19 protein-coding genes are annotated in these 18535 nt (G+C 73.2%); 13 read left to right on the top strand and 6 right to left on the bottom strand.

What is annotated here, in order from left to right; all coding sequences use genetic code 11:
- Nucleotides 1-129 precede the first annotated feature (129 nt).
- Complete coding sequence (locus ABZ567_RS29100) at nucleotides 130-927, bottom strand: DeoR/GlpR family DNA-binding transcription regulator (RefSeq protein WP_360795348.1); 798 nt, start codon at nucleotides 925-927, stop codon at nucleotides 130-132.
- A gap of 479 nt (nucleotides 928-1406) precedes the next feature.
- On the opposite strand from ABZ567_RS29100, the gene ABZ567_RS29095 reads away from it, so the two are divergent.
- The 8 genes from ABZ567_RS29095 (at nucleotide 1407) to ABZ567_RS29060 (ending at nucleotide 6127) form a co-directional block, all read left to right on the top strand.
- Nucleotides 1407-2783: a DUF5685 family protein gene (locus ABZ567_RS29095; protein ID WP_360795345.1), complete on the top strand. Its 1377-nt coding sequence runs from the start codon at nucleotides 1407-1409 to the stop codon at nucleotides 2781-2783.
- A 49-nt stretch (nucleotides 2784-2832) separates the two neighbouring features.
- A complete protein-coding gene (locus ABZ567_RS29090) occupies nucleotides 2833-3069 on the top strand; it encodes a hypothetical protein (protein ID WP_360795342.1) in 237 nt (78 codons plus the stop codon).
- A gap of 159 nt (nucleotides 3070-3228) precedes the next feature.
- Nucleotides 3229-3414: a hypothetical protein gene (locus tag ABZ567_RS29085; RefSeq protein ID WP_360795339.1), complete on the top strand. Its 186-nt coding sequence runs from the start codon at nucleotides 3229-3231 to the stop codon at nucleotides 3412-3414.
- Nucleotides 3415-3473: 59 nt separating this feature from the next.
- Nucleotides 3474-3932, top strand: coding sequence for a TIGR03618 family F420-dependent PPOX class oxidoreductase (locus ABZ567_RS29080; RefSeq protein WP_360795336.1), 459 nt, complete (start codon nucleotides 3474-3476; stop codon nucleotides 3930-3932).
- Nucleotides 3933-4187: 255 nt separating this feature from the next.
- On the top strand, nucleotides 4188-4553 hold the full coding sequence (locus tag ABZ567_RS29075; protein WP_360795333.1) for a hypothetical protein: 366 nt from the start codon (nucleotides 4188-4190) through the stop codon (nucleotides 4551-4553).
- 4 nt (nucleotides 4554-4557) lie between these two features.
- Complete coding sequence (locus ABZ567_RS29070) at nucleotides 4558-5508, top strand: FAD-dependent monooxygenase (protein WP_360795330.1); 951 nt, start codon at nucleotides 4558-4560, stop codon at nucleotides 5506-5508.
- Nucleotides 5509-5519: 11 nt separating this feature from the next.
- On the top strand, nucleotides 5520-5861 hold the full coding sequence (locus ABZ567_RS29065; protein ID WP_360795327.1) for a squalene/phytoene synthase family protein: 342 nt from the start codon (nucleotides 5520-5522) through the stop codon (nucleotides 5859-5861).
- Nucleotides 5822-6127, top strand: a complete 306-nt coding sequence (locus ABZ567_RS29060) for a hypothetical protein (protein WP_360795324.1) — start codon at nucleotides 5822-5824, stop codon at nucleotides 6125-6127. The genes ABZ567_RS29065 and ABZ567_RS29060 overlap by 40 nt, the downstream gene beginning before the upstream one ends.
- A gap of 136 nt (nucleotides 6128-6263) precedes the next feature.
- Here the strand turns inward: ABZ567_RS29060 and ABZ567_RS29055 are convergent, their stop codons facing one another.
- Both ABZ567_RS29055 and ABZ567_RS29050 read right to left on the bottom strand, forming a co-directional pair.
- On the bottom strand, nucleotides 6264-7862 hold the full coding sequence (locus tag ABZ567_RS29055; protein WP_360795321.1) for a DHA2 family efflux MFS transporter permease subunit: 1599 nt from the start codon (nucleotides 7860-7862) through the stop codon (nucleotides 6264-6266).
- Nucleotides 7863-8022: 160 nt separating this feature from the next.
- Entirely contained in the window at nucleotides 8023-8505 is a 483-nt protein-coding gene (locus ABZ567_RS29050) for a MarR family winged helix-turn-helix transcriptional regulator (protein WP_360795318.1), read from the bottom strand.
- A gap of 303 nt (nucleotides 8506-8808) precedes the next feature.
- On the opposite strand from ABZ567_RS29050, the gene ABZ567_RS29045 reads away from it, so the two are divergent.
- The 3 genes from ABZ567_RS29045 (at nucleotide 8809) to ABZ567_RS29035 (ending at nucleotide 11712) form a co-directional block, all read left to right on the top strand.
- Nucleotides 8809-10017 carry an aromatic acid exporter family protein gene (locus ABZ567_RS29045; protein WP_360795315.1) on the top strand — a complete coding sequence of 403 codons (1209 nt, stop codon included), beginning with the start codon at nucleotides 8809-8811 and terminating at the stop codon, nucleotides 10015-10017.
- A 234-nt stretch (nucleotides 10018-10251) separates the two neighbouring features.
- A complete protein-coding gene (locus ABZ567_RS29040; protein WP_360795312.1) occupies nucleotides 10252-10392 on the top strand; it encodes a hypothetical protein in 141 nt (46 codons plus the stop codon).
- A 138-nt stretch (nucleotides 10393-10530) separates the two neighbouring features.
- Complete coding sequence (locus ABZ567_RS29035; protein ID WP_360795309.1) at nucleotides 10531-11712, top strand: PP2C family protein-serine/threonine phosphatase; 1182 nt, start codon at nucleotides 10531-10533, stop codon at nucleotides 11710-11712.
- A 479-nt stretch (nucleotides 11713-12191) separates the two neighbouring features.
- Here the strand turns inward: ABZ567_RS29035 and ABZ567_RS29030 are convergent, their stop codons facing one another.
- Both ABZ567_RS29030 and ABZ567_RS29025 read right to left on the bottom strand, forming a co-directional pair.
- Nucleotides 12192-13331, bottom strand: a complete 1140-nt coding sequence (locus tag ABZ567_RS29030; protein ID WP_360795306.1) for a YihY/virulence factor BrkB family protein — start codon at nucleotides 13329-13331, stop codon at nucleotides 12192-12194.
- A 29-nt stretch (nucleotides 13332-13360) separates the two neighbouring features.
- Complete coding sequence (locus ABZ567_RS29025; protein ID WP_360795303.1) at nucleotides 13361-14410, bottom strand: helix-turn-helix domain-containing protein; 1050 nt, start codon at nucleotides 14408-14410, stop codon at nucleotides 13361-13363.
- Nucleotides 14411-14537: 127 nt separating this feature from the next.
- On the opposite strand from ABZ567_RS29025, the gene ABZ567_RS29020 reads away from it, so the two are divergent.
- Both ABZ567_RS29020 and ABZ567_RS29015 read left to right on the top strand, forming a co-directional pair.
- On the top strand, nucleotides 14538-15461 hold the full coding sequence (locus tag ABZ567_RS29020) for an NADP-dependent oxidoreductase (protein ID WP_360795300.1): 924 nt from the start codon (nucleotides 14538-14540) through the stop codon (nucleotides 15459-15461).
- 607 nt (nucleotides 15462-16068) lie between these two features.
- On the top strand, nucleotides 16069-16905 hold the full coding sequence (locus ABZ567_RS29015) for an alpha/beta hydrolase (RefSeq protein ID WP_360795297.1): 837 nt from the start codon (nucleotides 16069-16071) through the stop codon (nucleotides 16903-16905).
- Nucleotides 16906-17335: 430 nt separating this feature from the next.
- Here the strand turns inward: ABZ567_RS29015 and ABZ567_RS29010 are convergent, their stop codons facing one another.
- The gene (locus ABZ567_RS29010) at nucleotides 17336-18289 is read right to left on the bottom strand and encodes a terpene synthase family protein (RefSeq protein WP_360795294.1); all 954 of its coding nucleotides are present in this window, start codon (nucleotides 18287-18289) and stop codon (nucleotides 17336-17338) included.
- Nucleotides 18290-18535: the final 246 nt, after the last annotated feature.

Here is an 18535-nt window from a genome sequence, read left to right as displayed (position 1 = left end):
CGCTTGTGCCGAGGGTGGGGAGGACGGGGGCAGGGGCCACGGCGCGCGTCGTCAAGGGCCGTGCCGTCGGGGCACCAGAGAAGGGGCGGCGCGCCGAACGGGGACGCCCTTGGGCGCTGACGTCCTCGGTCAGACGGTGATGACCTCGATGCCCGCGTCGGTGAGCCGCGCCGCCATGTCGGGAGCGAGGCCGGAGTCGGTGACGAGCACGTCGATCCGGTCGAGACCGCAGATCCTGGCGAAGGCGCGCTTGCCCATCTTGGACGAGTCCGTCGCGAGGATCACCTGACGGGCACGCTGCGCCAGGAGCCTGCTGATGCCGGCCTCGTCCTCGTGGTGCGTCATCACGCCGAGGTGCGGGTCCACGCCGTCGACGCCGAGGACGGCGACGTCGAGCACCACCTGGTTCAGGACTCCCTGCGTCAGCGGGCCCACCAGCTCGTAGGTCTGGGGCCGTGCCACGCCGCCGGTCACCACGATCTTGAACTGCGGTCGGACCGCCAGTTCGCTCGCGATGTTCAACGCGTTCGTGACGACCGTGAACCTCGGCGGTGCGGAGTGCTCCCCGCGCTCCGTCGGGCCGCCCGCCCGGAGCGTCAGGGCCCGCGCCACCTCCGTGGTGGTGGTGCCGCCGTTGAGCCCCACGACATCCCCGGGGGTCAGCAGATCCGCCACGGCGCTCGCGATGCGCTGCTTCTCCGAGACCTGCCGTGAGGACTTGTACCGCAGCGGGAGTTCGTACGAGACGCCGTGCGCGATGGCTCCGCCGCGCGTACGGACGAGCAGCTGCTGTTCGGCCAGTTCGTCGAGGTCGCGCCGGATCGTCGCCGGTGACACCGTCATCGTGGCGGCCGCGGCCTCGACCTCGAGCCTGCCGTCGACCGCGAGCAGCTCCAGCAGCCTGCTCCATCGTTCCTGCTTGGACATGTGCCGCTTCCCCTCGTGCCCCGGAACTCCGATGTCGCGGGCCGAGGGGGTGAGGACCGCCTGGTGACCGGCCGACCGGTCCCTCGAGAGACCTGCGCGGAGCTGATCGTAACGCCGGGGATCGCGCACCGCGCAGCTGGGGCGCATCGCGCGCGGCCCCGACCGGAGCCGCCGGGTTCTGGACGAAATGGCCTCCGCTCGTGACACCCCGCTCACATGGTCTGCTAAAAAATTGCTTGGTAAGCGTGGTTGGCGCGCATATTTGATCATCGGGGTGGCTCTCGCGCGTGCCCCCCGTCGACGGGAACGATGCGGACCTGCTGGGGACCGACGCTCCGGGAGCACGACCACATACTCGGTGCGGTCCTTCGCGGGAGGGCCGACCGAGTCCCCCGGACGACCCCCTAGGATGTCGGCCGCACGTCGTCACCTGGGGTTGACGCTTCGCGCGTTCACTGTGTCTACGGGGGAGAACTTCGGTGTTCGGAATCATCAGGCCATGCCGCCACCGCCTGGGCGGGACCATGCGTACCGAGTGGATGGCGCATCTGTGCGGGCTGTGCCTCGCGTTGCGTGGCGAGTACGGGCAGTTCGCGCGGGTGGCCACCAATTACGACGGGCTCGTCGTCTCGGTGCTGACCGAGGCGCAGTCGGAGCGCACCGGTGAGTGGCGGCGTGGCGCCGGCCCGTGCCCCCTGCGCGGGATGCGGTCGGCGGACGTGGCGCGGGGCGAGGGCGCGCGGCTGGCGGCGACGGTGTCGCTGGTGCTCGCCGCGGCGAAGATACGTGACCATGCGGCCGACGGCGACGGCCTGTGGGGACGCCGCCCGATGACCCTCGCGGCCCGCCGGATCGCCCAGGGCTGGGACCGTGCGGGAGCCGCGGGCGGCGACCGGCTCGGTTTCGACACCGCGGTACTGATGGACGCGGTCGAACGCCAGCAGGACATCGAGCGGGCGACCGGCCCCCGCGGCTCGCTGCTGACGGTGACGGAGCCGACGGAGACCGCGACCGCCGCCGCCTTCGCGCACACCGCCGTGCTCGCGGGCCGCCCGGGCAACGCCGAACCGCTGGCGGAGGCGGGCCGTCTGTTCGGCCGGCTGGCGCATCTGCTGGACGCGGTGGAGGACCAGGACGCGGACGCGGCGTCCGGCGCGTGGAACCCGATCGCCGTGACCGGCGCGGACCGCGCCGAGGTGCGCCGGCTCTGCGACGACGCAGTCCACGGGATACGACTCGCGCTGGTCGAGGTCGAGTTCGTCGACGGTCGGCTGGTGAGGGCGCTTCTGGGTGGGGAGTTGGAGCACGCCGTCGACCGGGCCTTCGTCCCCCGCCCGGGCCACCACCGGCACCGCCCCCAAGCCCCCGGCCCGCGCATGCTGCCCTGGCTGGGCCGCCGTACGGCGAAGGACACACCCCTGGAGGAGGGCACGGAGACGGGCCCGGCGTGCGGCGTCGGAGCGCTCGCGGCTCCGGGCGCCGCCCCGACGGCTTCGGGCCGCCCGTCCGAGGGGCGGTGCGGACGGTGTGACCAGTACCGTCCGCTGTGCCGCGGCTGCCGGTGGTGCTACAACTGCTGCACCTGTGACGCCGGCATGGACGGCGAGCCGCTGCCGCCCGGCGGCGGCTCGAACCAGGGGGGTTCCGGCGGCGACGGCTGGTTCGGCGGCCAGGGCGGCGGCAACGGGGGCGGTCAGGGCGGTGGCAACTCGGGCGGCTACTCGGGCGGTTCGGGCGGAGGCGGCCGCGGCTCAGGCGGCTCCGGTGGTTCCGGTGGTTCCGGTGGGTCGGGTGGTTCAGGCGGTGGCTCGCGTGACGGTTGCTGCAATCCCTGCAACTGCTGCTGTGACTGCTGAGACTGACGCCGTGGCCCTGCGCGGCTGAGAGGGCGCGTCCGGCCTCTCCGTGGCGGTGGGCCAGCTCGCCCTGGCACGGGCCGGCCTGGCCGCCGCGCTCGTCCCCCGGACGGCCATCGACCCGAGCACACCAGGAATCCGCACGACGCCCATCGAGGACGGCCCGGTCCGGCGTCTCCTGTTCGCCGCGACCCGCCGCACCGAGAGCGCGAATCCCACGACCACGGCCGTCGTGACGGCGCTGCGCGACGCGGCGCGGCAGGACGCTCCTCAGGGGAACCCGTAGGAGTCGCGGCCTGTCATTCCGGATGCGGGCCCAGGCCGGCCGCCAGACGGGCGCGGGCCCAGGCCGGCCGCCAGACGGGCGCGGTGCCAGGCCGGCGGCCCGAAGAGCGGGGACGAGCCGTGCGTGCGCGTGAAGTAGCGGCGGGCGACGTGCTCCCACGTGATCGCGATGCCGCCGTGCAACTGGACCATCGCGCCCGCCACCACGGAGAAGGCCACCGCCCTGGACGCCTTCGCCCGGCTCGACCCCCTCGTCGACAACGCCGGCCTCCTGCGCGACCGCATGCGGACTCCGAGCCTCCGCGGCCGGTGTACGGCGCCCGTGTCCGTTCCCCCGTCCCCCTGACCGCGAAGGCGGCGTGAGCGGCGCGGAATGTTCCCGGGGACAAGGGAGTTGGCGTCGGTATGACTCAAGGACCCGCGCCGCGCCCCCTGTCCGACGAAGCTCTCTCCGACCTCCTCGGCAGGCAGCAGTTCGGCACGCTCGCCACCGTCAAGCGGAGCGGTCACCCCCATCTGACCACGATGCTGTACAGCTGGGACCCCGAGGCCCGCGTCGCACGGTTCTCGACGACCGCGGACCGCGTCAAGGTCACTCACCTGCGGCGCGACCCGCATGCGGCGCTGCATGTGCGCGGCGACGACGTCTGGTCGTTCGCCGTCGCCGAGGGCGAGGCGGAGGTGTCCGGGCCGACGACGGCACCCGGCGACGCGGTCGGCCGGGAACTCCTCGGGATGATCCCCGAGGCGGCGAGGCCCGAGGACGAGGAGAGCTGGCTGGCTGGGCAGACGGCCGAGCGGCGCGTGGTCATCCGACTGAAGGTGGACCGTCTGTACGGCACGGCCCTCGACATCGCCGGCTAGGCCTGTCCGGTCGATCGACTGACTGCTCGGTGCGCGAGGCGTTGACGTGTGCTCCCAGCGAAGCCGGTGGGGAACAGTTGCGGGCGTTCTCGCGGGTCGGGTCAGCAGCCTGCGTGGTGACCGACTTGACCAGGACGTCTCTGCGGACTCCGCCATCGTCGGCGCGCATCAGTAATGTCCTGATCGGCCGACGTGGAGACGGCGTCGCCAACCGCAGTCGAGCACTCGGCCGTTGCGCCGAGGTGGGGGGTTCATATGAGGCGGGCGATCGTCATGGGTGGGAGCTACGCGGGGCTGTTCGCCGCCCGGGTGCTGAGCGACTACGCCGAGGACGTCGTGGTGGTGGAGCCCGACGTCATGGGGGACGACGGGTTCGGCCGGCGCACTCCCCAGCGGCACCAGCTCCACGCTCTGCTGTCCATGGGGCACACGCAGTTGGAGCGCTGGTTCCCCGGGATCACCGACGACCTGGTGGCGGGCGGCGCTCGCCTCGGCGAGGGCGATGACGTGCAGTTCTACCTGGACGGTCGCCTGAAGGCCCCGGTGGCGAGGGCGCGCATGCTCGGGGCCACCCGGCCGTTCCTGGAGAGCCACCTGCGCCGCCGGGTCGCAGACCTGTGAGAACGTGCGGTTCAGCCAGGCGCAGGTCACCGACCTCGTGCTCCGGGACGGCCGCGCGGTCGGCGTGGCCACGGCCGCCCCCGAGAGCGGCGGTGGCGCCGGCGAGACGTTCGACGCCGACCTCGTGGTCGACGCGATGGGACGCAACAGCCCCCTGGAGGACTGGCTCGTCCGGCACGGCTGGGACAAGGCACCCGTCGACAGCATGCGGGTCGACCTCGGATACGCCACCGCCGCGTTCCACCGCGGGGATGAGCTGGGCAGCACCGTCATCGCCCACTCCAGCCCGGGGCCCGCGAGCGGCTACCAGCCCACGCTGACGGAGCCCGGTGCCCTTGCCGCCGTGGAGGGCGGCCGCTGGTCGGTCGTCCTGGCCGGCTACGCCGACCACCGCCCGGGACCCGACCGCGAGGAGTTCCTCCGGCGGATGCGCCGCTGCGTCGCCCCGATCAGGACGGTGGCGGACACGTCCGAGATGATCGGCGACGTCAGGACGTACCGCTTCGTCGAAAGTCGCCGCCGGGTGCACTCCCGCCTGAGCCGCTTCCCCGGCGGCCTCGTCGTCGTCGGAGATGCTCTGGCCAGCGTCAACCCGGTCTACGGCCAGGGCCTGACGCTTTCGGCATTGACGGCCAACGCCCTCGGGGCCCACCTCCGATCCGCTCCTTCCCCGCAGGGGCCGGCGTGGGACTACTTCCGCCTCGCCGAAGCCGTCGTGGACGGAGCCTGGCAGCTCTCCACGGCAGCCGACCTCGCGCAGCCCCATGTCACCGGCCCGTACCCCCGCGGCTACCGCGTGCAGAAGTGGGTCGCCGACAAGCTCACCGAAGCCTCCGTTCTCGATCCCGTCGTGAACGAGCGGTACATGGGAGTCGTGAACATGCAGCTGCCGCCGAAGGCACTGACCGACGTCCGGCTCCTCGTTCGGGCCGCGCGCGTGCTCATCTCCGGCTGAGAGGATCGACCGTGTGGGGGCGCGTTCTCGACCGGGCGGGCATCGGTGAGCCGGAGGTCCGCCGGGGATACACGGCACAACGGCGGGCGGTACGCCGGTTCGCACCCGCCGAGTACATGGCGGCACGGCTGCTGCTGCCGGCGCCGCTCCAGCCCGACGTCGTCGTCCTGGTCGCCTTCATGCACGAGACCGACGACCGGATCGACCGCGGCGACCGGCAGGCGCGTGAAGAGGCCTTGCAGCACTGGCACATGCTCGTGGACGAGGCCCTGACCACCGGCGGGTCCTCCCACCCGGTGCTCCAGGCCCTCGCGTGGACATCCGTCGCCACCCCGCGCTGCGTGAGCGCGTAGGGGCGTTCCTCGACGGAGCCGTCCACGAGGTGGCCTGGGAGCGGTTCGGCTCGGAGGCCGAGGTCGAGCAGTACTCGCTGCCCGCGCTGATGCTGTCCATGACCCTGCTTGCACCGCCGGGCGAGGCCGCGTCTGCAGGGTTCGAGCGTGCCTGTCTGGCGCTCATCGCGGGCCGGCAGCGCCTCGACTCCTGGAAGACCTGGCGGGGGACGTCCAGGAGGGCAGGGTCGGTGTCTCGGACCAGGCCCTGGCCCGGCACGGTCTGACGGTCCAGGACCGACTCCTTCGCGGCCTGTCCACGTGGGGTCGACCCCCGCCCAGGGGAACGGCAGGTTCGCGAGCCGTGACGAACGACGAGCGTCCGCAGCACCCATGCTCGCGCGCCCCGTCGCTCACCTGGGGTCACCCCAGATCGGCGGCCTCGGGGGCACGGCGGCGTACCCCGATGACGGCGAGCAGGGCGCCGAGGGCGCACAGGGTGCCCGCGACGAGTACCGAGGTGTGCACGCCGTTCATGAAGGCCTGGTGGCTGCCCTCGGTGACGGCGGCCCTGAGGGCGTCGGGCATGTCGGCGGTCACGGGGGCGACGCCCATGGCGACGGCGTCCTTGGCCTCCTGCAGGCCCGCGGCCACCGGCGAGGGGACCCCGGCGGAGCCGAGTTCGCCGGACAGCGTCGTGCCGACGCGGCTGCCGATCAGGGAGACGAGTACGGAGGTGCCGAGCGCTCCACCGATCTGGAGGGCGGTGGCCTGGAGGCCGCCGGCGACGCCGCCGTCCTTGACGGGCGCGTTTCCCACGATGGCGTCGGAGGAGGACGCCATCACCATGCCGACGCCGAGACCGAGCGCGATGAACGGCGGCCACATCACGGCGGGGGAGGACTCCGGGCTCCAGCCGAGCATCGCGAAGCAGGCGGCCGCCTGCAGGACCATGCCGAGCGGCATGGTGAGGCGGGGGCCGAAGCGCTCGGTGAGCACCGCGCCCAGCGGGGACGCGACGACGGACGCCAGGCTCAGCGGCAGCGTCCGCACGCCCGCCTCCACGGGGGAGAGGCCGCGGACGTTCTGCAGGTAGATCATGACGAAGAAGATCACGCCGAGCAGGACGAAGAAGTTGAGGCCCGTGATGACCGTGCCGATGGCGAGCGCGCGGTTGCGGAACAGTCGCATGGGCAGCAGCGGGGAGGCGACCCGCGTCTCGTGCCGGGCGAAGACCGCCAGGACCGCCGCGCCGAAGATGATGGAGCCGAGGGTGCCGGCCGAAGTCCAGCCCCAGCTCTCGCCCTTGACGACGCCGAACACGACGGCGAGCAGACCCGCGGCGAGGAGGACGACACCGGCCAGGTCGAACTTCTCCCGCGTGGCGGAGGCGTTCCGGCTCTGCGGCAGGACGGCCATGCTGAAGAGAAGCGCCATCACGCCGATGGGGGCGTTGATGTAGAAGACGGATTCCCAGGTCACGTGCTCGACGAGCAGACCGCCGACGATCGGCCCGAGCGCGGTGGACACGGAGGAGACCATGGCCCAGATCCCGACGGCCATGCCGAACTTCTTCGGAGGGAAGACGGCCCGGAGCAGTCCGAGGGTGTTCGGCATGAGCAGGGCTCCGAAGAAGCCCTGGACGGCGCGGAAGGCGATGACGCCCTCGATGGACCCGGCCAAACCGATGGCGACGGAGGCGAGGGTGAACCCGGCGACGCCGATGAGGTAGAAGGTGCGGCGGCCGAACCGGTCTCCCAGCTTGCCGCCGAGGATCAGCGCGGCGGCGAGCGCCAGCAGATAGGAGTTGGTGACCCACTGCAGGTCGGCCGTGGACGCGCCGAGGTCACGGCCGATCTCCGGGTTGGCGATGGCGACGACGGAGCCGTCGAGGCCGACCATGAACAGGCCGAACGCGACGGCGACCAGGGTGAACCACGGGTTGGAGCGAGGGCCGCCGGCCGGGGTCGCGGCCCGGGTCGGGGCGTGCGTCGGCGGAGCGGCTGAGGGTGCGGAGGGCATGGCGGAGCCATTCCTTACGTAGGTGAGGGGTGGGTCAGGGATGTCTCGGGGTGACCGGAGCTGCGGTAGCAGCGGCGGCAGCGGTCGGCGGTGCGACGCCGTCGCAGCGGTGCCCGGGAGAGCGCGAGGATGCCGGGCCGTCAGGGCCCGGCGTATCCGATCAGCGCGCCGGGCGGTGAAGCCGGCGGTTGAGTGAGCCGAGGGCACCGAGCGCGGAGCCGAGGGCGTCCAGCTCCCCGTCGCTCAGGGCGCGCAGCGCCCGTGCCACATGGGTGCCCATGACGTGCTCTACCTGGGCGATCTCTCGCCGGGCGGTCGCGGTCAGGTGCAGGTGCGCGACGCGCTTGTCGGCCGGGTCCTGCCGTCGTTCGAGCAGCCCCTGCTCGGTCAGCTGCCTGACCAGCGCGCTGACGTTGTTCGGCTTCATGAGGAGGGCCTCGGCGGCATCACGGACGGTGATGCCGTCGCACGACCCGACATGCCGCAGCAGCGCGAGTTGCGCCTCGGACGGCTTGGCGGGCTTGGGGTACGTGTCGTCCAGGTCCACGCGCCGCTCGACGGCCCGGGAGAGCGCCGGGAGGCACGCCACGAGCCCGGAGGCCACGCGGCGGATCTCCTCGTCGGACGCACTGTTCTCGGGCACGCCGGTACCTTACGTATGTCTCGATAGCTATGTCAACATACTTAATGCGCTCCCGGCGCCGGTGGGGAACCCGTGGTCGTGGCCGCGTCAGGCGGTGGCGTCCGCGCTGTGACGCGCCCGCCCCGGCGACCCGGGTGGCGGACCAAGATCATGGCGTGGCTTCCGTACGCCTGGGCAGGCGCAGTCCGGTAAGCCCCCGTACGAAGGCCCGTGGGCGGAGCACGGTGTGCCGGGGCCCGGCGGCGGGGGGAGGGGTGGCACGCTCGGGTGGAGCGGGACACCGTGAGCGAAGCGAGGTAGCACGTGACGCAACGCAGCAAGCGGAGCGCCCGGTACGCCCTGCTCGGGCGACGGTTGAGGCGGGACCCGTTCGTCGTACAGACGGTACGGTCCACGGCGGCGGCGACCCTGTCGTACGTCGTCGCGCTCTGGCTCAGCAGCGAGGCGGCACCCCTGACCGCACCGCTCACCGCGCTCCTCGTCGTACAGGTCACGCTCTACTCGACCCTCACCACGAGTCTGCGCCGGGTCAACTCCGTCGTCGTCGGCGTCCTCATCGCCATCGGGTTCAGCGTCCTCGTCGGACTCACCTGGTGGAGCCTCGCCCTGATCATCCTCGCCTCGCTCCTCGTGGGGCGGCTCGTGAAAGTGGAGGAGTTCGTCCCCGAGGTCGCCATCAGCGCCATGCTGGTGCTCGGCGTCACCCAGGTCGCCCACACGGCATGGGACCGCGTCCTCGAGACCTTGATCGGCGCCGTCGTCGGGATGCTCTTCAACCTGGTGCTCGCCCCGCCCGTATGGGTGGACACGGCGGGGGAGTCGATCGAGGACCTCGCCCGGCGGATGCGGCGGCTGCTGCTCGACGTGGCCGAGGAGTTCGCGGGGGCGCCCCACGTCGAGCGGGCGGCGGCCCGGCTGCACGAGGCACGACGGCTCGACAACGACGTGGCGGACGTGGACGGCGCACTGCGCACGGCCGAGGACAGCCTGCGCCTCAACCCGCGCGTCAAGGAAGGCCTGCTGCACCGCATCGTGCTGCGCACCGGGCTCGACACCCTGGAGATCTGCGCCGTCGTCCTGCGCGTCCTCACCCGTACCCTCACCGACCTCGCGAAGGAACGGGACGGCGAAACGCTGCTGCCCCGGCCGACCGCTCTCGCCCTCCAGGAGACGGCGCAGCACACCGCCGACGCCTTCGTCAGCTTCGCCGTGCTCGTCACGGCTCCCGGCAGCGAGGCGGCCGAGGCCGCCGAGACCCGTCTCGCGGGCGAACTGCGAGCGGCCCGCGCCTGCCGCGGCGGGGCCGCGGACCTGCTGCTCGCCCTCGCCCTGAAGGAGCCCGAACGCTGGCAGCTCTACGGCGCCCTGCTCACCGAGATCGACCGCGTCCTCGACGAACTGGACCCCGAGCACCGGGGCCGCCGGCTCATGGAGGAACTCGACCGTCACACCCGCGAGCGCCGCGAGCGCCGACTGAGGCCCCGCTACCGGCGCGCTCCCGTGGACGCCTGACCGCGGGGCGGCCCGCTCGGTCCGCGCGTCCGGTCCACCGGAGCGGAGGAGCCTGACGAGGACGAAGAGCCTGACGAGGAGGAAGATGTGGAAGAGGAGGACGAGCCCGACGAGGACGAGCCTGATGGGGATACGCCCGATGAGGACACACCCGATGTCGGCAAGCCCTCGCCTCCGCGCCGACGCAGGCGGCAGGCCGCCTGAGCCCGCTTCCGGCATCAGGAGGTGCCCGTGATGTCCGCCTTCAGGCGCAGCCGGTCCCTCGTCCGCTGGACGCCCCCCGTCCTCGTCCGCCGCGTGCTCCTGGGCGTGGCGATGTGGGGCGCGCGACGGGCGGTCCGACGGATGATGCGCCGGGCACCCCACGCCCGGTGAGCCCTCTCGTCCGGTGACGCGCGGGGCGTGGGGAGGCGATCCCCGGCGAGGCTGCGTAGCCTGAATGCCACCCCCCGAGGGGCGCCGCGCCGAGCCGTCGCGTCGCGCGACGCCTTCGAGGAGAGCCGCGGAGGTCGTGTGACGACGTACGAGGATGTCCTGGCCGGGCTGCTGGCCCGCTCCCATCTGCTGTCGGGGCGGGAACTCGCGGGCCTCGTCCAGGACGCGGGCCGGCGCATGGGCCTGCGGGGGACGGCCCTGTACGTGGCGGACCTCCAGCAGATCCGGCTGGTCGCCCTGCCCCAGCTCGACGCCGTGGCACAGCCGGTGCTCGACGTCGACACGTCGCTGGCGGGCCTGGCCTACCGCACGCAGCGGGTGCAGCGGTCGAGGGACGGCAGCACCGCCTGGCTGCCGGTGATCGACGGAGTCGAGCGCCTCGGGGTCCTGATGGTGACGGCGCCCGCTCTCGACGGCGCCGTGCTCGGGCGGGCCGTGGGGCTCGCCGACGTGGCCGCCCTCCTCGTCGTGTCGAAGTCCTCCCACAGCGACCTGCTCGTCGAGGCCGAGCGCTCGCGGGCGATGACGGTGCAGGCCGAGCTGCTGTGGGCCTTCCTGCCGCCGCGGACCATCGGCACGGCGGACGTCACCTCCTCGGCGGTGCTGGAGCCGGCGTACGACATCGGCGGTGACACCTTCGACCACACCCTGGACGACAGCGGCCTGCACCTCACCGTCATCGACTCCATGGGCCACGACCTCGCCTCGGGCGGAGCCAGCGCCGCGGGGCTCGCCGCCTGCCGCGCCACCCGCCGTTCCGGCGGTTCCCTGACCGACATCGTCACCTCGATCGACCGGATCCTCGACGCCTGGTTCACCGACCGGCTCATGACCGCCGTCGTCGCCCATCTCGACACCTCGGACGGACGCCTGACCTGGATCAACTGCGGGCACCCGCCGCCCCTGCTGATCCGCGACGGCAGGGTCCTCCCGCAGGTGCTCGCCCGGGAGCCCGACCTGCCGCTCGGGTGGGGCTTCCTCGCCGACACACCGCCGACCGAGCACTCCGAGCGGCTCCAGCCCGGTGACCGGATCCTGCTCTACAGCGACGGCGTCACCGAGGCCCGCTCACCCGGGGGAGACCTGTACGGCGAGGAGCGGCTGGCCGACAACGTCATCCGTGCCATCGCCGCGGGCGACCCCGCGCCCGAGGCCCTGCGGCGCCTGGTCCAGGGCCTGCGTCAGCACCAGGACCACAGGCTCCGCGACGACGCCACCATCCTGCTCACCGAGTGGCACCCGGGCGGCCTCGGCGCGTAGACCCACGGGCGGATCACGGACGCGAGTGCCCGTGACGTACGCGGGTAGGCGTCGCTGCGACAGCGAGACCACGGAGACCCGTCAGGAGGTTCCATGAGCACGCCCCCGAACGATCCCGTCCCGCCGAGCCCCACGCCTCCGCCAGGACCAGGGCCCGGCCCCGCTCCGGGGCCGCTCCCGGGGCCGGTTCCCGAGCCTGGCGGCCCGGACCCCGTTCCGCCCGCGCCGCCCCAGCCCGAGCCGGATCCGCCCTCGCCCGGCCCGCCGCCGGAGCCGTTCCCGCAGCCCGGCCCGCTGCCCCCGCCGGGACCCGGACCGGAGCCCGTGACCTGAGCGGACCACCTGGCCCGGAGGCCCGTACGGCCGCCCCGGTCCGGGTGAGCGACGGCGCCCGCATGTACGGCGGCGGCGGACCTGATGGTCCGCCGCCGCCGTACATACGTCCCGGTGCGCTCGCCGGGAAGGCCGTGAGGGCCCTCTCACCGGTCGCGCAGTGACCGGACGTCCTTCTCGCTCCACGAACGGGTGTCGCGGGGCTCCACGTACGGCTCCGTGTCCGGCGGCATGCCACCGGCGACCGCCCGCTGACGCAGTGCCTCGGCGTCGAACTCCAGACCCAGGAGCACGGCCAGGTTGCTGATCCACAGCCAGACCAGGAAGACGATGACACCGGCCATGGTGCCGTAGGTCTTGTTGTACGACGCGAACTCCGCCACGTACAGGGCGAATCCCGCGGACGCGGCCATCCAGATCAGCAGGGCGAGGGCGCTGCCCGGGGTGATCCACCGCCAGCCCCCGCCCCTGGCGTTCGGCGCCGCCCAGTACAGGAGCGCGATCATCATCGTCACGAGGAAGACCAGCACCGGCCACTTCGCGATCGACCACACGGCCAGCGCGGTGTCGCCGAGTCCGAGCACGTCCCCCGCCCGGCGCGCCACGTCGCCGGTGAACACGACGATCAGGGCGCTCGCCGCGGCCATCACCATGAGCGCCGCGGTCATTCCGAGCCGGATCGGCAGGACCTTCCAGACCGGGCGGCCCTCGGGCATCTCGTAGATCCGGTTCGCGGCGCGCATGAACGCCCCGACGTACCCGGAGGCCGACCACAGGGCGAGTGCGAGGCCGACCACCGCCATGGCGGCTCCGGTGCCCGTGCCGCCCTGCACGTTCTCCACGGCACGGCCGAGCACGTCCCGGGCCGGGCCGGGCGTGAGCTCGCGCAGGGTGTCGAGGACCTTGTCCGTCGTCGACGGTCCGCTGACGCCGAGCATCGAGACGAGGACGAGCAACCCGGGGAAGAGGGCGAGCACGCCGTAGTACGTGAGGGCGGCGGCGCGGTCGGTCAGCTCGTCGGCCACGAACTCGCGCATCGAGCCCTTGAGGACCAGGAGCCAGGAGCGTCGCGACAGCTCGGTCGGCGAGTCGGGGGCGCGCTCCTCGACCTCCGGGCCGGGCCCGACGTCCTGTGGTTCCGGCACCGCCGAAGGTCCGTCATGGGCGGAGGTGGCGTCCGTACGGCGGGTGGCGGCGGGCTCCGAACGGTGTTGCGCGTCGGGCTCGGTACGGTGTTGCGCGTCGGGCTCCGTACGGCGGTCATGGGGGGCGCTCCGATCGGCCATGTCGTCGCGGTTACCCGCGGGGGCCGGTCCTACGCGCGGGCGGCATCCGCCCGTGCCGCCGGGGCGCCCGTGCCGAAGGCGCGCCGGTAGGCGGCGGGCGAGACGCCGAACGCCGTCCGCATGTGGGCGCGCAGCGAGTTCCCCGAGCCCAGCCCGGCGCGGTGCGCGACCAGGTCGATCGACAGATCGGTGGTCTCCAGGAGCTGCTTGGCGAGTTCGAGCCGCTGCGCCGTGAGCCACTGCACGGGCGTCATGCCGACCTCGTCGCGGAACCGGCGGGTGAAGGACCGCAGGCTCATCCGGGCGTGTTCGGCGAGGCGGGCGAGGGTGAGGGGTTCCGCGAGGTGTTCGAGGGCCCAGGCGCGGGTGGCGGTGGTACTCGCCAGGGACGGCTCGGGGACCGGGCGGTCGATGAACTGGGCCTGACCGCCGTCCCGCCACGGGGGGACGACGCAGACGCGGGCGGCACGGTTCGCGGCCGCGGCACCGTGGTCGCGGCGGATGATGTGGAGACACAGGTCGACACCCGCGGCCACGCCCGCGGAGGTCAGGACGTCGCCGTCGTCGACGAAGAGCACCTCCTCGTCGACCTTGACCCGGGGGTAGGCCCGGCGGAACTCAGGCGCCAGGTTCCAGTGCGTGGTGGCGGGCCGACCGTCGAGGAGCCCGGCGGCGGCCAGCACGTACGACCCGGAGCAGATCGACACCAGCCGGGTGCCGGGCCGGATACCGGCGATGGCGGCGCCGACCTCCGGCGGCAGGGGGCCGCCCCGGCCGAGCTCGGGCATGGCGTGCGTCGGCGGGAGCACCACCGTGTCGGCCTCGGCGAGCGCCTCGGGTCCGGCGACGGGCTGCACGGTGAACCCGGCGTCGCTGAGGACGGGGCCGCCGTCGGCGGTGCAGACGGTGATCTCGTACAGGGCGCGGCCCTCGGCGTCCGTGACGCTGCCGAAGACACGGGAGGGGATGCCGAGCTCGAAGGGGGGCACGCCGGGGAGGGCCAGCACGGCGACGCGGTGGGGCCTCTCCGGGCGTCCCGCGCGCTCGTCCCGTACGGCCGTCCCACAGGAAGTACTCATGGCCAGATCCTGTCACATAGTGGCCTGGCGGCCAATGCCGGGACGGGACGGCATGCCCGATCGTGAAGTGGTCGCCGTCGGCAGGGATCCGGCGGCACGCCACTGAGAGACGAAAGAGGCTGACGGTATGCGTGCGATGGTCGTGGAGCAGTGGGGCGGACCCGGAAACATGGTCGAGCGTGAGATGGAGCGCCCCGAGCCCGGCCTGAACGAGGTCCTGGTGCGGGTCCACGCGGCCGGCGTGAACCCCGTGGACTGGAAGACCCGCGCGAGCGGTGCCCTCATCGGCTGGGACGCCGTTCCCGTCGTCGGCTGGGACGTGTCCGGCACGGTGGAGGCCGTCGGCCCCGGCGTGGGGAACCTCAGGCCCGGTGACGAGGTCTTCGGCATGCCGCTGTTCCCGCGCCAGGCGGGCGCCTACGCCGAGTACGTGGTGGCACCGGCCCGCCACCTCGCGCCGAAGCCGGCCTCCCTGACGCACGTCGAGGCGGCGGCGCTGCCGCTCGCCGCCCTCACCGCCTGGCAGGCCCTCGTCGACACGGCGGACGTCCGTCCCGGGGAGCGTGTCCTCGTGCACGCGGCCGCCGGAGGTGTGGGACACCTCGCCGTGCAGATCGCCAAGGCCAGGGGCGCGTACGTCATCGGCACGGCGAGCGGACCCAAGCACGACCTGGTGCGCGAACTCGGCGCGGACGAGGTGGTCGACTACCGTGCGGCCCGCTTCGAGGACGTCGTCTCCGTCGTCGACGTCGTGCTCGACGGCCTCGGCGGGGAGACCGCCGAGCGCTCCATGAAGCTGCTCGGTGCCGGGGGCCGACTGGTCACCCTGCCGGGCCCGGACCAGGTCCCGGCCGCCAAGGACGGTGTGCGGGCGGTCTGGGTCCTGGTCGAGCCCGACCACCTCGGCCTGCGCGAGATCGCGGCCCTGGTGGAGCGCGGGGAGCTGAGGCCGGTGGTCGACACCGTGCTGCCGCTCGCCGACGCGGCGAAGGCGCACGAGATCGGCGAGCTGGGCCGCACGACCGGCAAGATCGTCCTGACGGTCGCCTGACCCGCACCGTCCCGGCACCCGCACCGGCGCGACCTTCCGGCCCTCGTCGCCCGACCGCACAGGCGACCTTCCGGCCTCTGGCGCCCGTACGGCGACCCTCCGGGTCCTGGCGCCCGTACCGCGACCCTCCGGGTTCTGGCGCCCGTAACCGCGACGTTCCGGGTCCTGGCCCGCGACCCGACCCGGGGACCTGTCGGCCCCCGCCCCCGCCCCCGCCCCCGGCCCGCCGGGGTCGGGGGCCTTCGTGCGTCGTGGTCGGACCGGCGCCCCCGCACCGGTCGGCGGGTCGCGGCCCGCCCCCGCACCGGTCGGCGGGTCGCAGCCCGACCCGGTCGGCACCCACCTTGCCTCGGTCGTCCGCAAGCTCGCGGTCAACTGGGGTCCAGTCGACCCGGCTCGTCCTGGCGGAGGCCGATGCCGAGACGGAATCCGGCGGACGCGTCCCCGGCGCCCGGCACGTCACACCGCCACGCCCGTCAACCTGCGTTCCCGGGCAGGGTCCGGTCACGGCGCGACAAGAGGCGACACCCGCGCCGACCGTAGGGTGAGGACGTCAAGTGCCGCGCGGACGCGCGGAGCAGCCGACCCGAAACGAGGAGACGACCCCATGCCGTACATCACCGTGGGCCAGGAGAACTCCACCGCCATCGAGCTGTACTACGAGGACCACGGCACCGGCCGGCCGGTCGTCCTCATCCACGGCTTCCCTCTCGACGGCCACTCCTGGGAGCGCCAGAGCGCCGCGCTGCTCGACGCCGGTCACCGGGTGATCACTTACGACCGCCGCGGCTTCGGCCGGTCCTCGCAGCCGACGACCGGCTACGACTACGACACCTTCGCGGGCGACCTGAACACCGTGATGGAGACCCTCGACCTGCGCGACGCCGTCCTCGTCGGGTTCTCCATGGGCACCGGGGAGGTCGCCCGGTACGTCTCCACGTACGGCTCCGGCCGCGTCGCCAAGGTCGCCTTCCTGGCGTCCCTCGAGCCCTGCCTGCTCAAGTCCGACGACAACCCGGACGGGGTCGCGCCGAAGGAGTTCTTCGACGGCGTGGTCGCCGCGGTCAAGGCCGACCGCTACGCCTACTACACCGACTTCTTCGCCGACTTCTACAACCTCGACGAGAACCTGGGCAGCCGCATCAGCGAGGAGGCCGTCCGCAACAGCTGGAACACCGCCGCGGCCGGCGGCTCCTTCGCCGCCTCCGCCGCACCGGCGACCTGGTACACCGACTTCCGCGCCGACATCCCCGCCATCGACGTGCCCGCCCTGATCCTGCACGGCACCGCCGACCGCATCCTGCCGGCCGAAGGCACCGCCCGTCCCTTCCGCAAGGCCCTCCCGGCCGCCGACTACGTCGAGATCGAGGGTGCCCCGCACGGCCTGCTGTGGACCCACGCGGAGGAGGTCAACACCGCGCTCCTCGCCTTCCTGGCGAAGTGACGCCCCACCGTCCGTCCTTCGGGCCGGGCCGGGTCGCCGTCGGCCGAGGCCGGCTCCCGGCCCGGCCGACGCTCCACGGCTCATACTGTTCCGCCGCACCGCCCGCGTGACGGAACTGCCGTCCCGTGCGGCCCCGGCGGGCGGAACGAGCGGGAAACGGTCGAGGACGGGTTCCTCCCCGAGGACCCCCGCCACCCTGACGACGCCGGTCCGCGGCAAGGGAGGCGGCACTCGTGTTCGCCGCGACGCAGCTGGACGCGCTCGCCCTCGGGGAGGGCGGGATCGCACGTCTCGAAGGCGTCGCGGGCATCGGCAGGTCCAGGGTCCTGCGGGATGTCGCGGGGTCCGCGCGACGGCGCGGGGAGGGGATCCGGGCGACGAGCCGACCGGTGCGTCCCTCCGCGGCGCGTACGCGCCGGCCGCCGCCGGCTCAGTGGCCGTAGCGACCGGTGGCTACCTCCCAGCGGTGGTAGCCGGCGATCCAGGCGGCGAGGCCGTCGACGTACCGGTGGGCGGCCTCGCGGGCGGTCGGGGCGAGGCCGAGGAGGTCGCATACCTCGGGCACCTCGGTCGACAGCTCCACGAAGCGGTCGACCATCTTCTGCGCCTCGCGCATCACCTGCACGGCCGCCTCCTCGGGGGTGCCGCCCCGCTCCTCACGGACGATCATCACGAGGTTGGCGACATCGCCGCGGGCGAGTTCCTGGGCGTAGGAGTGCACGTCGTTGGTGAACGACGGTATGTCGGCCGCCAGTTGACGCATCCGGCGGAAGGCCGGGTGGTGCAGCACCTCCTGCGGCAGCTCGAACCGGTTGAGCCGCTCGACCATGTCGAAGAGGGTCTCCATGGCGGCCGTGCCCCGGCGCAGCGCCAGATAGCCCTCCCGGTCCGGCAGCCGGCCGGAGATCCGGCCGGCTGCCTCGGCGGGGTGGCAGGCGAAGTACCACTCCCAGTTGTACGCGGACCGGGCCCGCCATCGCGCGGACATGCCGCGCAGGCTGCGCTCCCACAGGTCGGCGAAGGCCTGCTCGACCGGGGTACGGGCATCCGGCGCGGGACCTTCGCCGTACATGAGGGCCGTCAGGCGCGCGCAGACCTCCGCCACGCGCGCGGGGGCCCGGCCGAGGTCGGAGTCGAACCGGTCGTCGAAGAAGAAGTAGAAACTGAGCAGGTCCGCGGCGAGGGCGAGGTCGTCGGTGGCGCAGTCGGGGCTGGTGAACGCGGCGAGCCGGGGCACGTCCCAACGGGCGTAGGCCGTACGGTCGACGACTCCGACCAGCCCCTCGTGGCGGAGCAGCCAGTCCCGGTGGAGGGGCGCCACGGACCCCTGGTGCGGATTGCTGCGCGGCGGAAACGGAAGATCGAGCATCGCGGCGTTGAACATGGGAACTCCCAGGCGTCGACCCGGGTGATCCCCAAACGCACCCCGGCGCGTCCGAAGCGTACTTGACTTGATCATCCACGGCCAGGGACGGCGTGGGAGTGATCCGCGCACTTCAGGCTCTGTGTGAGGGAGTGTTCGGAAACGGATCGGGGCACGACGGCGGGGCCCGGACTCCTGGAGTCCGGGCCCACCCAGGGCGTCATGACCACCAAGGCCGCCCTCGCCCTCCAGGGCCTCCCGGCCGGC

This window comes from Streptomyces sp. NPDC016459, from assembly GCF_040632845.1.
Lineage (GTDB): Bacteria > Actinomycetota > Actinomycetes > Streptomycetales > Streptomycetaceae > Streptomyces.
Note: the sequence above shows the minus strand (reverse complement) of the source record. Positions and strands in the feature narration are given on the sequence as shown.

Coding starts and splice junctions, on each gene's coding strand:
- ABZ567_RS29080 (WP_360795336.1), top strand. CDS start 3,474: ATGACTCAAGGACCCGCGCCGCGCCCCCTGTCCGACGAAGCTCTCTCC.
- ABZ567_RS29055 (WP_360795321.1), bottom strand. CDS start 7,862: ATGCCCTCCGCACCCTCAGCCGCTCCGCCGACGCACGCCCCGACCCGG.
- ABZ567_RS29020 (WP_360795300.1), top strand. CDS start 14,538: ATGCGTGCGATGGTCGTGGAGCAGTGGGGCGGACCCGGAAACATGGTC.
- ABZ567_RS29025 (WP_360795303.1), bottom strand. CDS start 14,410: ATGAGTACTTCCTGTGGGACGGCCGTACGGGACGAGCGCGCGGGACGC.
- ABZ567_RS29100 (WP_360795348.1), bottom strand. CDS start 927: ATGTCCAAGCAGGAACGATGGAGCAGGCTGCTGGAGCTGCTCGCGGTC.
- ABZ567_RS29030 (WP_360795306.1), bottom strand. CDS start 13,331: ATGGCCGATCGGAGCGCCCCCCATGACCGCCGTACGGAGCCCGACGCG.
- ABZ567_RS29015 (WP_360795297.1), top strand. CDS start 16,069: ATGCCGTACATCACCGTGGGCCAGGAGAACTCCACCGCCATCGAGCTG.
- ABZ567_RS29075 (WP_360795333.1), top strand. CDS start 4,188: ATGAGGCGGGCGATCGTCATGGGTGGGAGCTACGCGGGGCTGTTCGCC.
- ABZ567_RS29040 (WP_360795312.1), top strand. CDS start 10,252: ATGTCCGCCTTCAGGCGCAGCCGGTCCCTCGTCCGCTGGACGCCCCCC.
- ABZ567_RS29010 (WP_360795294.1), bottom strand. CDS start 18,289: ATGTTCAACGCCGCGATGCTCGATCTTCCGTTTCCGCCGCGCAGCAAT.